Origin of the sequence: Nocardia sp. NPDC051911 (assembly GCF_040681035.1) — a bacterium.
Taxonomy (GTDB): domain Bacteria; phylum Actinomycetota; class Actinomycetes; order Mycobacteriales; family Mycobacteriaceae; genus Nocardia; species Nocardia sichangensis.
This window is the reverse complement of sequence record NZ_JBFAXY010000022.1, coordinates 116,640-130,920: the sequence shown is the minus strand read 5'-3', so window position 1 is coordinate 130,920 and position 14,281 is coordinate 116,640. Positions and strand designations below refer to the sequence as shown.

At 66.5% G+C, this 14,281-nt stretch carries 2 protein-coding genes; both read left to right on the top strand.

Annotated elements, in window-relative coordinates:
* Positions 1 to 64 precede the first annotated feature (64 nt).
* Positions 65 to 1,531 carry a hypothetical protein gene (locus AB0L97_RS25470; RefSeq protein ID WP_364433920.1) on the top strand — a complete coding sequence of 489 codons (1,467 nt, stop codon included), beginning with the start codon at positions 65 to 67 and terminating at the stop codon, positions 1,529 to 1,531.
* Complete coding sequence (locus AB0L97_RS25465) at positions 1,531 to 14,259, top strand: C2 family cysteine protease (protein ID WP_364433917.1); 12,729 nt, start codon at positions 1,531 to 1,533, stop codon at positions 14,257 to 14,259. Before AB0L97_RS25470 ends, AB0L97_RS25465 begins: the two co-directional genes overlap by 1 nt.
* Positions 14,260 to 14,281: the final 22 nt, after the last annotated feature.

Here is a 14,281-nt window from a genome sequence, read left to right as displayed (position 1 = left end):
CAACCCGTTCCTTTCGCTGTTCGGTGAGTCGGGGCGGTTCGGGTTGCCGGCGGGGTTGTCGTTCTTGGATCTGGGTGAGGTCTGGCAATCGTCGGGGTTGCCCTGGGATCTCGATGGCGAAGGCAAGCCCGAAGACGGAAAGCGCGTCAAGGACTCGGATAAGGACGACAAAGATAAGAAAGATGAAGACGAGAAGAATCCGAAGGGCGACAGGGACGATCGCGCCCCGGCTCCAGGAGGCGGGTCCGGCAAGGGCGGCTCGGGGAAGCCCGCGCCGAAAGGCGGCGGTGCGGGGCCGAGCGGCGGCCCACCGGTCAACAACCGCCCGAGCGGTGGGAACCCGAACATTGGCGGCAAGCCCAACAGCGGTTCGAACCCCTACGGCGGCCGGGCCAATTACAACTCCGGTGGCGACCCGATCAAGGTCGACCCGCAGGATCTGATCGACAAGGGTAAGCGGCTCGCCGAACTGCCGAGCGCGCCGAAGGGTCTGTTCGACATTCTCAGCACACTGAGCGACTCCTTGCAGCGGCTGGGAAGTCCCTGGGGGGCGGACGAGTTCGGTAAACAGTTCGCCGAGGGCGCGACAGGCTATTCGGCATCGGCCGAAGCGCTGGTGGGCAACGCGAGTCGGGAATCGGACGCCACCGGGGCGATTCCGATCTTCGGACAGCTACTGGTCAACTATGGCACCACAATCGAGCAGGCGGGCAGAGCATTCGCCGCGGGCGAGGACCTCTACGCCCAGTGGATTCTGAAGAACTACGTAGACGAGAACGCCAGTGGCGACCCCGGTCCGTACAAGGGCCCGCTCAGCTCCGATCCGAACTTCGGTAAGAACACCGGAAACAACAACCCGTCCAGCCCGCCGCCGGGTGGTCAGGACCAGCAGTCCGGCAATGGAGGCGGACAGAATTCGGGTGGGTCCACCGGCGGTGGTTCTGATCCCGCTGGTTCCTCGGCCGGTAACCCGGATGCCGACCGGCAGAACGGGCCTTCCACGCCGAATCTCGCGGCTACCGGTACTCCCGATCCTGCCACGCCACTGAGCGTAGAGGCTTCCTCCTCGAACCCGATCGACGCACTCGCGACGCCGGGACCGACGCTCGGCGGCATCCCGGCACCCCCCGGCGCGCCTGCGTTCCCCGGTGCTCTCGGTCCGAACGCATACCGCGCGATCGATCCGGGAACGGTTGTGCCAGTTGACAAGACCGGTGGTCCGACGACCGGCGGCAAGGGCGGCGGCATTCCGTCGGCGCCGCTGCCGCGGATGCTCGGGGCGGCCTATGACGGGGAGAAGCTGGTGCCGAAAGCCGGTGGCATCGGCGCCCAGTCGCGTGCGGGCGTACTGCCCCAGGCCGCGATGCCGGGGATGCCGGGGACGCCCGCGATGGGGAGTAGTGGTCAGTCGGTCTCTGGCAAGGAGAAGCGGCAAGAGCGTCGTGAGCCGCCGGTCGAGGAACAGTTCGAGCCCGAGCCCGACGCTGCCGACCCGTGGCATGGGCCCGGTCTGCGAGACGGCGGCCGGTGATGTCGATTCCCGATGCGGTACGGCAATCCGATATCAACCTGCCCGAGGACCTGCGGTGGTTGAGCTGGGTCGCCGGTAGCGCTTGGCCGGAGGGCAGCGAGAACGGCATGTTCGCCCTCGCCGACGCCTGGTCGGAAGCCTCGGCGGGATTGACCGGGCTGGTCTCGACTATCGAAGACGCGGTGGACGATATCCTCTCGGCGTATCCGTCGGCCGGTTCGGGTTCGGCCATGTCGCGCACCCTGCGGAACCTCACCGATGAGTCGGATCAGGCCTCGTTGCAAGCTATCGCCAAATCGCTCGGTCAGCTCGCTGATTCGTGCGATCAGGTCGGTTGCGCGATTCAACAGAACAAGATCATGATCATCGTCGGCCTCGTACAGCTGGTCTACGAGATCGCGCTCGCGTGGCTGTTCCCGCCGACCGCCGGCCCGACGCAGGCGGCGTTGATCGGGTGGTACCGCATTGTCTTCCAATACCTGAAGCAGCTGTTGCGGCAGATGCTCGTCGCCGCGCTGAAAGCCATGGGGCAGCAGGTGATTCTGACGCTCCTGATCCAGCTGGGACAGATGGCGGCCGGACATCGCGACGGTGTCAACGGTAAGGATTTGTGGTTCGCGGCGCTGGGCGGTGCGCTGGGTGGTGCGTTCGGCGCGATGTTCGGCAAGCTCGGTGGTGATCTGTTCAAGCTCCTGGGCGGAAAGATCACCCGTTCGCAATTCGACAGCAGGTTCCAGCAGCTCATGCGCGGCGCCGTCGAGGGCGGCGCCGGTGGTGTCGGCGGAATGATCGGCGGTGGCATCGCCAACCAGGTCATCAACGGTGGCGAATTCGAACTGGACCCGAGGATGCTCGGCGCCGGTGCCGCGGGCGCGTTCAGCTCCGGCGCGGGACGTTGGCGTGGCGCCGGCGGCGGCAAAGTGCACGTCGATCCCGTCGGCGGCCCGCGCAGACCGGCCGGATCGACACCACCGACCGAAGTGCCGCCCTCGGCCTCGGATACCGGGCCCGCGGCTGCACCCAAGAGCGCTTCGGACTCGCCGAATGGCAACGCGGGGAGAGGGAGTGGCGCGCAGCCGAACGAATCGCTGTCCGAACACCGCAGTGGGTCCTCGGCATCCAACCAGGGCGGTGACCAGACCGATGACTCGATCGTGAGCTCAACGCACCGGAACACTGCCGAGGACAACCTGTCGCAGCAGTCGTCGTCCGCGAAATCGGGTGGTGACGACTCTTCCGCACCGAACACCGGTCACGCGCTGGCGAACCATGAACAATCGGAATCGACTGCACAACGGCAGTCTTCCGAGACGGCCGGGCCCGCGTCGCAGCAGCTCGACGGCGGTCAGTTCGTACCGCAGCCACACAACGCGGCAACCGCATCCCAGCAGGCGGCGTCGAACGCCACCGGCGGGGACAAGTCCACGAGTTCGTCGCCATCCGCCCAACGTGGCGCGGACACCAAAGTTGTTGCAAGCCGAGACAACGTGCCGACGGCACCGAAGGACGACGTATCCGGTGACCACTCGGCGCGTGCGCAACCGCGGGCGGGTGGCGCATTCGATGCTCCGGAGTCCATTCAAGCGAAACAAGCCGACTCGACCGTCGCGACCAAGCCGGACGAGGTGCCGTCGAACCCGGTCCAGCGGCGTGCGGAATCCGCGCAACCCGAGATGAATTCGGTGTCCCTGAACCGGCCGGACGCTACGCAGGGAACCCGGCCGACCCTTGAGAATTCGGCCGCGGCAACCGACAAGACAACGCCGGTCAAGGAACCAGCCGGTGCTCCGAATCCCCACGACAAAGGGGAGAAGGCTCCGGCGCGCGAAACCTCGGCCGCGCCCGTGGCCGAACCGCGGGCCCGCGCGGGCGCCAAAGGCATAAAGGGCGTCAGCGACGACCTGGCTCTCGTCGGAAGGATCGACGAGGCCACCGGCCTGCGCTGGCGGCTGGTCGAGACATCGCTGCTCGATCCGGCCTGGCCGGGCGGCAAGGCCTTCATCCGGGAAGTCCTGGGCTTCGAGCAGACAATGCAGATGCTCCGTGGCAACAAGTCCCCGCACGAAGGCCGGGAGCTGTTCCGGCCATTCCAGGACGGCGACTTGCCGATGCGCCCTGGCTTCGGCCAGAAGAAGACGGCCGACGCCGACGATCTCGGCGAGGGCGCGGGCGGCGGCGTCCGCGGTTACGACGAACGAAACTCCCGGGGTGTGTTCCGGTTCAACACCGACGAGCTGCCCGATCACCGGTACACGATCGACAAGGACGGCCTCTGGTTCAAAGCCTCCGATCCGGAATCCAACGGTAAGCCGGATCCCGGATCGGACGTGATCCCGCGCAAGGGCGCCACGACGATCGAGGTGCCGCGCCAGGGCCCGATTCTGAAGCGCTGGGCCGAAATATCCGCGCCCGCGATGCGGACCGTGGTCGGCGACCATGACGGCAACTGGTACGTCGGCAAGAACATGCACCACGAGCAATTCCACAACGCGGGCGTCTACGTGGCTTTCCAAGCGCAATTCGTCAACGGGAAAATGGTCGCAGTGCACGACTGGGCAGGTGCCTACCAGCCCTCGCCGACTCGGGTGAAAGCCGCGCTGGAAAAGCTCGGGATCTACGGCGACCTGGCCCATTACGACCAGCAGGGACGCAAGTACACCGATTCCGATCGCGAGGGGTGGACGCAGGCCGTCGAACCGACGCTGACTTCGCGAAAGACGTCTGCGACAGAGATTGATTCGACTGAGCTGCCCGAGCCGGTCACCCGTGCCGTCTCCGATGAGCCGCAGCGGGACTTCCTCCGGGAAGCCGAAGACATCACCCGGATGTACAGGCGTGAAGATTGGGAGAACGCCACACCTGAGGACCTGCGGGAGGCGCTGCGAGGCAGCGTCCACCACGATGCGCGCGACGCGGAAAGCGCTGCGAAATATCACCGCGCGGTGACCGCCGCCGTCGAAACCATCCGGCGGGGGACCACGAAGTTCGACGACGACGGTGCGGAGGTGGCGCCGGGCAAGGTCCTGCGCTGGACCCAGGTCATGGGCACGATGGGAATGCGCGAGGGCCCCATCAATATGGACGCGGGCGAGGGTAAGACGTTCGTCTTCCTCGCCGATTCGATTCTGAAGGCCGCCGCCGGTGACTCGGTGCACGTTTTCACCACTCGCGACACTCTGGCCAACGACGCGGTCAATCTGTACAAACAGGTTCTCGGGGTGCTCGGTCCGGACGTGTTCAACGTGATCAGGATGAATCCGAACGGCGCCGACGAGACCGGCCTCGATCCGGCGAAGCCGACTATCTATATCGGCACCCTCGACGATGCGGCATTCGGGCAACTCCGCGGCAAGTTCATGCGCGGGGATATCGCCGTCATCGACGAGCTCGACGAGGCGCTGTACTACGCCGACACCACCTGGATCATCTCCGACGGCCCCAGCCTGGCCGCGGATCCGCATATCGCCTCCCGCATCATGGCGGCTCGGCACTTCCTCGACAATCGGCTTGCTTCCGGGGATCTGAGCCCCGCGGACTTCGATCGGACGGACGGGCAGGTCGGCGGCCCGGCGAAGCTCAACGCCGAAGGCGCCGAGAAGGTCAGAAGACTGCTCGCCGAGGAGGATCCCGGCGCGAGCCCCGACGACCTCGCCGTCCAGATCGACCGGGTGAATTCCGCCGCATCGGCGCACTGGGAGTTCGTCGAGAACGACCACTACATCGTGCACCGAGGTGGCGACGGCGTCGACAAGGTCTACATCATCGACCAAACCACCCACAAGGTGATGTTCGATCCGGCGACCTCGACCGAGAGCCGGTGGAACGGCGGTCTGGCTCAGGCGATCGAGGCCAAGCACGGGATCACGATCCGGGGCGACTCGGTGTCTTCACAAAGCCTCACCGCCAAGACCATGCTCGCGGAGCGGTACGAATGGCTCTCGGGCGCTTCGGGCACGGCCGAGGGGGTGTCCGGCCACCTGGTCGACAACTACGGGATGAAGCCGGTAGTCACGGTTCCGCGCTTCACGGAATCGAAACTGGACACTCTCGAGGCGAATCTGGCTCCGAACCAGTCGGCCAAGCATGATGCGATCGCCGACAAACTCATCGGTCGGCACGGTGCCCAGGCGCGTCCCGAACTGGTGATCACCAACCGCAACAGTGAGGTCGCCGAGATCTCGGCCCGGTTGAAGCTCGCGAATATTCCGCACGAGGTCGTCGATGCCCGGTGGTTCGCGGACCGGGGCCCCACCGCGGAAGCCGACCTGAAAGCGATCTTCGACAAGGCGGGGCAGCTCGGCAAGATCCTGATCATCAACCGTCAAGGCGGCCGTGGCGTCGATATCGAGATCAGCGACGCCGTCAACGCGGCCGGTGGCCTGCATGTCAGCATTTCGGGCAAGTCGGATGTGCGTGACATCGATATCCAGGCCGAGAACCGCGCCGCGCGCAACGGCCAGCAGGGCAGTGTCGAATACTTCCTGGCCGCCGACGACGCGCTGTTCGCCACCGCTCCGCACCACGCCCAGACCATAATCCGCTACACCGACGCGGTCACCAGCCATGAGAACGCGACCGTCCGGCTCGATGAGGCGTTGGCCACAAAGGACCGCGCGGAGCATGCCGATGACCTGCGTCGCACCGTGCAAACCCGCACGGTCCGGGACGCGGCCCTCGGCGACTACACCATCGCGGAGGACGCGCACCGGGCGGCGACGGCCGAACGCGAAGCCGCCGAGGCCGCGGTGCGGGCCGCGGCGTCGCACCTGCAAGCGGAAAACGCCGCACGGCGGATGGGCCGCACGGTGCTGCCGCCGACCGCCGTCCCCGCGAGCGTGGCAGCACACACATCCGCACGGGACCTGGATATCCCGTCGCCGATACACGAGCAGCGGGCGGACCTCGGGCAGCAGGATGCCGATGTCTCTGAGTCGGCTACCGGTTCGCTTTCGGACGACCTGAGCGGTACCGAACTGCCGCAGCTGTTCGGCGACGATCAGTTCGGTCCGCCGGCGCCGCTCGCCGTCGTCGACTTCCCGGGCCTGTTCGTAGCCGATACAACTGGGCATCTGGTCGCGTTCGGGACCGAGGAAATGCCGGTGGTGCGGACCTATTCGCACGAGCAGAACCTCGTGCACGAGATCGAACATCCGGACTCCGGTCCGGTGGTGCTCGACAGCGCACTGGTGGCTGAGCTTTTCACCACCCGGACGCGCGATGACGGCACGGTGGTGGTGAGCTCGACGGCGACGGGGGCGCATGTCGTCACCGCCGGGACAACGTCGATGTTGCCCGCCGGGTCCGTCTACGGACGTCCTGATCCGCTCGACTCGACCAAGTTCACGCTGTACGGCGGGTCGACTGTCGGCTGGTTGTCCGTGGACGCGAATCGGATCGGCGTGACGCCACGCCGGGCGACCGGCCCGCTCCAGCGTGACGATGTCCCCGAAGCGGCGATTGTCAACGGCCACGTACCCGCGCCGGCGGTAGTGTTCGCGGACCCGCGGAGTCGTGTGCTGGGCGAGCGGCTCGCGGAGCTGACCGACGAGATCGCAGCCAGTCGCAACGATTCCGCACTGCGTGACAAGTTGACGGCGCAGCGGAAGGCATTGCACGACGAGTTGGAGAATCACTTCGCGACACTGCCGGAGGAGCAGCGCACCATCGCTGTGGCACGCGCGAAACAGCTGGGGAGCATCGATCGGCACACGGCGAAACTTGCTGCCGAGCACGAGATTTCGCTTGATACGGCGCGCGCGGAGATGAAGGCCGAGCTGGTCGCGGCGCTCGCGGGCAAAGATATCGCCGTGCGGATCTTCGAGGAGTCGCTGCTGGAAGTACTGCGGGATGGCCGGTTCAAAACGATATTCGATCTGGGCGACACCGACACCGGAATGAATGACCGAGCGCTGCTCGAAGCCCGCTGGTTCGGCCATGACGTGAATGACCATCCGATCGATAAGCGGGCCGTCTACGGGTACGTTCGCGTCGGCGGTGAACAGCCGGTCGGCGAGCTGAACGACGAACGATTGAATGTCTACGGCGACGCCGTGGTGGTCCTGAAGTCCGCAGTGCGGGCCCGCACGACGGTGTGCGTGGGAGATTCCATCGAGCATAAGCAAAATGTCTATCCTTCGAGCCTCGAGGATCCCGCACCGGAGTCCTTCGGCGTCTACCCGCCCCGCAGGCCCGGCCTGCCGGCCGCCCATGTCGGTCTGCGGCGAGACCTGACGCATCCGGACTTCCGGAAGTGGGGGTATGTGGAGGCGCAGGTGCACGGTGGCGTCACCAGTGCCGACATCGATCATGTGGTCTTCAAGTGGGAGCCGGAATCAGCCCTGCGGGATCAGCTCCATGCAGCCGGAATTCCCTGGAAGGTACTCCCGCACACGGCCCCGCCGATAGTGAACAAGCCAGGGCAGGCGGACCACGCGATCAGCAGCGGATGGAAAACCTATCTCAACTCGTCGCGCGCATCCGATGATCCGAATGCGCTGCACGGCAAGAACTTCCTGGGCGTGACGGTCAATTTCACCTACGCCGACGTGGTGACCCAGGACCTGATCGGACCGGCGGGGACGCCGATCGGGGTCAGTTACAAGCACGTCGAGTCGGAGATCGAGGGGGCCGAGCGCTGGGCGGGTGCGCAACAGTGGCACGACAAGGTGGTGCGTACCCGGCCCGGTCAAACCGGCAAGGATGTCTTCGCTGGTCAGACCAGGGTCGGGCACGAGGTCGTCGCGGCGCCGTGGGCGGCCGAATACGGCGGGGTCGGCCGGGAACCGATTTTCGTCAACGCCCACGCTGGTCCGAACGCCTTCGAGATCCGGCTGCGAACCGGAACGACGCTCGAGGTGAGCGGCGCTACATTCGCCAAGCTCGTCGAGCAGTCCCCGGCGCTGGAAGCCGCGCGCGCCGCCGGCGGTCCGAGCTCGGTCGTGCTGGTCGCGTGTGAGCCTGCGAAAGGTTCGGCGGCCACCGACTTCGCGGCTACGCTGCACCAGAGGTTTCCGGCCGCGCCGGTGCACGCCGCCGCCAGCGCGGTCTGGATCTCCAACTGGCGGAACCCGGCCGTGCCCACTGTTCGTTACCGCTACCTCGCCGCCGACAACAATGCCGGGTGGGTGAGTTTGCACAGCGACGGCACCCGGGTCGAGCACGCCGGCACCCGCTATCCCACCGGTGCGACCGGATCGTCGACCACCGCCGCCACCGAGCTCGCAGGGTCGAATTCACTGGGTTCCAGCCGCAATCCGATCGTGCGGCAATGGAAAGAAGTCCTCGATCCACCGGTGAGCTCGCCCCTGACGACGACCACCGCGGAAGGCGTGCGCGGCGCGAGCAAGCGGCACACCGAGTTCGATGTCTCGGACGTACTCACCCGAGCCCTGCTCGACAAGAACGGCACCACGATCGGAGTGTCGTTCGTCCTCGAGTCGGAGGGGCAGCGCGAGGCGATCAAGTGGGCGCGCGCGGCATCCGGGCAGGACAGTGTGGTGCTGACCGATACCGGTCAGGCCGTGGACCAGGTCACCAAGCGGCGCTTGGAATTCGGCGAAAATTTCGTCGACGCGCCATGGAAGACCGACTATGCCCAGAACGGTCCGGGTCCGGTCTATATCGACGCGCACGCGGACTCGAAGGGGTTCATGGTCGAGATCATCTGGAAGAAGGGGACGAAGCAGGAGTCGACTCGATCGGTGCGGGTCGACGGTGCCAACTACGCCAAGATCGTGAAGGCCGCCGAGGACTTCCGGGAGGCGCTGGGGCCAGGTGGTCAGGCGACGGACCGGTCGCTGGTGCTGATCTCGTGCAAGGCGGGCAAGCGGACGGCGGCGACCGATTTCGCCCTGGCGATGCGCGATCTGCTGCCCACCGCCCCGGTGCACGCGGGCGCGGGCGTGGTGCAGGTCGGCGTCAAGAAGGCGCAGAAGACCATCGCCACTCTCGGTGTCAACGACAACCGGGGCTGGGTCACCATCGGTCCCGATGGCGCGAAGGTGGTGCAGCAGAACACGATCAAGCATGCGTCCGCCGCGGTGAGTGGGTCACCCGGGCGGTCTACGGGGACGCCGACCGGCGTGGTGCCCGAGGTTGCCGAGGAGACGGTGGCCGACACCACCGCGGAGTCCGGGGCACTCGTCACCCCGGCGGTGAGCAGTGGCTGGCGCACGTATCTGAACTCGTGGCGGGTATCCAACGATCCGGACGTCCTGCACGGCAAGAACGCCTTCGAGTTGCCGATCAATTTCACCTACGCCGACGTCGTCGCGCACGAGATGTTCGGCTCGACCGGAGCATTGACCGGCGTCTGCTTCCAGAACCGCGATCTGGAACTCGACGCGAATCGACGCTGGGCGGCAGCGACGGAATGGCACGACAAGGTGGTGCGCACCCAACCGGGGCAGACCGGGAAGCAAGCCTTCGACGGTCCGAAAAGGGTCGGACAGGAGGTGGTCGACGCGCCGTGGGTTGCCGAGTTCACCCGGACCGGACACCGACCGGTCTTCGTCACCGCCCACGCGGGTCCGAACACGTTCGAGATCCGGCTTCGGACCGGAACCACGCTCGAGGTGAACGGTACGACGTTCGCGAAGATCGTCGAGTGGTCACCGGGACTGCGAGGCCCGCTGAGCACCGGCGCGGCGACCTCGATCGTTCTGCTGGCCTGCAAACCCGCGAAGGGTTCGGCGGCGACGAAGTTCGCGCGCACGCTACACCAGAACTTCCCGCAAGTGCCGGTTCATGCCGCCGCTACCTCGGTGTGGCAGTCGACTATGCGTTATACGGCACGGCCGAATGTCGACTATCGCCTGCTCGCGGCGGACCGCAATGCCGGTTGGGTGACATTGCACAGCGACGGCACTCGAACAGAGCACGCGTCCACTCGCTACTCAGGCCCGGCCGCCGCTTCGAGTGGCGTGGTCGGCTCCGGACCGACCATCGATGGCGCTCTCAGCGCTCCGCTGCGTTATTCCTCGGACCAGGAAGCCACCGAGGTGGTTGCGGCGGTAGCCCCCGAGGAAGCGGCCGCGAACGAAGTTCGCCTGTGGAAGTGGCTGACCCGCAACATGTTCGACGACGCATTCGACCACGCGGTGCGCGGACGCAGGCTGCACGACGGGTCCGGTCTCGAAGAACTGGCCGATCTCGAGGATATGTCCGAGGATGCCCGGCACCCGGCGCCGGGCGCGGGCTTGCTCGCCGACAACGCCGAGATCCAGTGGAGCGATGACGAACTCGCCGCGCTGTTCGCCGACCCGGACGAAGGCTCGACGGCAACGGCGCTGTGCCCACCCGCCGCGATGGCGGAGCATCACCCACCGACCACGGAAACCCTGGGGGCGTTGCCGTTGCACGTCGCCCCGGCCGCCGAGGCGTTCGTTCGCGGCGATCGATGCGTGCTGATCGACGGACTCGGTACCGCGCACCGGCTCGACGTCGGCAGCGGCTGGCGCGCCGTGCAGGGAACATTCAGCCATCCCGGCACCGGCGCCGAATACATCGGGCTGGTTCCGCTGGATCAGAAGCACGACGCCAGTCCGATCCGGATCCGTAAGACGTTGCTCGCCGAGGCATTCGAGGAGAATGCCGCCACATTCTTCTGGGAGACCACCTACTTCCTGGCCCGTGCCGGTATCGGAATCGAAGGGTCCGGCGACACCCCGGTCTGGCTACCTCCGCGTGCCGTCGTGGCGGTGAAACACGCGCACAATTCCGATGGGACACCGGATCCGAGCCGGACGATGCTCGGGCGTCCGAAGGCCGCTACCTGGCACACCCTCGACAGCGACATCCTCGGTCCACTCGTCCCCGAACTGCGCCGGTCGAACAATCCCCTCTGGGATGAGATCAGTGGTCCCCGGGTGTCGGACGTGCGGCAGGGCGCGCTGGGCAACTGCTTCCTGGCCGCCAACATGATGGCGCTGGCCCGCAGCCCGCTGCCCTTGCTCCGCGAAATGATGACCGATCTCGGTGACTCCGTCGCCGTCCGGTTCTTCGACAAGAACGGTGACGCGGCTTGGGTGCGGGTCTCCAAGGATCTCTATGTCAACGGCGACAACAGCACTCGCTACGCGGCCGACCTGGGGGTGTTGTGGCCCGCGGTCCTGGAGAAGGCCTACGCGGTCTTCGTCGGTGAATTCGGCTACGCCGGACTCGACGGCGGCAGTCCCGGGGCCACCGCCGCGACGATGCTGCCCGCCACGCTGCCCGGCGGATTGCGGTTCCAGCCGTCCCGGGCGGTCACCGATGCCTATTTCCATCATCCGATGCGGATGGACATCGACGAGCTCCGCAGCCTGGCCGGCAGCGATGACGAGTTCGCTCGCGCGGTCTCCGCATTGCGTGGCGAGTGGGAAGGTCGGGTGCGCGACCATCGCGCACGCGAGGCGAATCCGATGGGTGCGGACGCGGATCGCGCGCAGGTGCTGGCACTGGTGGCCGGCAACGGGAACGACGTGTGGGCGGCCGTGCGTGAGTTCTACCGGCTGATCCGGCCGGACAACCCCGGCTCGACCGAGGGGTTCCGGCGCTTCCTGCACCGTGAGTTGAGCCCGCAGCAGCGCACGCGCTGGGCTTCGAACATCGAGCGCCTCGTCGATTCCGTGGACCGGGCGGCGTCCTGGCGCACCCGTGAGCTGGACCAGCAGACCGGCAGGCACATCGCCGAACGCGTCTACTTCGCCTTGGGCCGAGGCGATCTGGTGATGCTGGGTACGCGCAACTGGGGTCGCGACGACACCGTCCAATTCCCAGGCCTGGCGGGCAATCACGGCTACACGGCACTCGGCGTGCAGCGAGATGAGGACGGCAACCCGGTGGCGTTGCGGCTGCGCAACCCATGGGGCACGAACAGATCGGCACAACCTCCGCTGCCCGGAATCACCTTCCAGGCCGACGGGGTGGTGGACGTGGAACTGCGGCATCTCAACAAATTCGCCACCCTCGCGATCTGTGGTCCGGGTGCGCGCGGCCTGTTCGGACTCGACCGGCTCGCCCCGCCTGGCGTCGACGATCTTGTCGGAACTCATTCGGAGGCACCGGAACCGGCACAGTCGGCCGACGCAGCCGAACTTCTCGGCGTCGAGTTGCCCGGCGCCGACGAGGGCGACGGTCACGCGGTCGCGCACGTCTCGCATCCGATCGATTGGAAGAAGCACCTCGGTGTACTCGGACAGCTGGGCGGTGGAAAGAAGTTGTCCGGCACCGCGGATCACACCGTGGTGCGGTTCCGCGCGAAGAATCTGATCCAGGAGCCGATCCTCGATCAGCAGGGCCGCACGGTGGGCATCACCTTCCTTTACGGGCCCGACGAGTTGGAGGTGCTGCGTACCTGGGGGAACGCGCCGAACGGCCACGGGATGGTTTTTCGCACTCGGCCGGGCGAAGCCGGGTCCGCCGCGCTCGCCGGTGACCGGAATCGGATCGGGTTGGACCGGTTCGTCCCGGCTCCGTGGGTGGCCGAGTACCAGGAGGGCAAGCCGGGACCGTTCTACATCTCGGTGCACGCCGACAGCCGCGGTTTCGAAGTCCGCTCGCGCGCCGGGCGGTCGATCGCCGTCGACGGTACGACCTTCGCTGCCATCGTGCAGGCGTCGCCGACCTTTCAGGCGGCAATGACATCGGGTCCGTCGCGGTCGGTCGTCATGATCGCTTGTGCGGTAGCGAACGGCTCGGCGGGCGAGGAGTTCTCGGCCGCACTGCACCAGACTTTCCCCGACCGCCGGATCTACGGGTCTCGCGGCGATGTCGATGTCCATGCGGAGAGTGGTCGCGGGGTGGGCCTGCTGGCCGTCGGCGACAACGCGGGGTGGATGTCCTACCTGAACGCCGTCGCGACCGACCACGCCGCGACGAGGTACGACGCTCCGGCCACCGATGGCAGGGCGGCATTCGTCGAACAGACGGCGAATGACACCGATATCGGCGACTGGGTCGAGCAGTTGCGGTCGACGGAGGCATTTTTCGGTGAGGAACCGTACTTCGCGGTGACCAGCGACCACCGGGTAATCGGCTTCTTCGGGGCGGACGTACTCGTCAACCCGATGCTCGATCACCACGGCGACACGATCGGCGTCAGTTTTCATCAGCCAGACCATCTCGCGGGCGAGCTGTTGTGGGCGCGGACGGAGAATTTCCACAACGTGGTCACCAGAATGCGCGACGGCGACGACGATTTGAGTGTGGTGGTGCAACGAATCCTGCGTGAAGAGTCGTCGCGCACCGAAAACGTCCGTGCGCCGTGGGCCCTCGACTATGCGAACGGGAAGAATGGACCGGTATATATCAGTGCGCACGCCGATGCGAACCTCTTCGAAATCAACCTGCGATCCGGGGTGACCATCGACGTCGACGGGCGGACCTTTGCCTCGATCGTCCAGTCCGCGCACCCTTTCGGCGCCGCGCTTGCCTCCGGGCTCGCCGCCGCGCTGGAGACGCCGAAATCGTTCGTCTTGATGGCATGCAAGGCGGCAGCGGGCGTTGCGGGATCCGGTTTCGCCGAGGTCTTCGGCAGGGTGTTCCCGGGGCGCCCGGTCCATGCGAGCACTGGCACCGTCAACTTTCATGTCCTGCGGGTCGACAAGGAGGAGGGGCCGCCGATACGGATCAGCTGGCTGGGTGCGAGCCACAATGCCGGCTGGATGTCCTATCGCAACGGCCAGCAGATCCGGCACGACCATACCCGGCACCCACCGCCACACCCCGATTCGACCGAATCCAGCTGAGAAGACTGACCGAGAAGGGCTC

What these genes read in the sequence shown, in the direction of transcription:
- AB0L97_RS25465 (WP_364433917.1), top strand. Translation starts at nt 1,531, where the DNA reads ATGTCGATTCCCGATGCGGTACGGCAATCCGATATCAACCTGCCCGAG.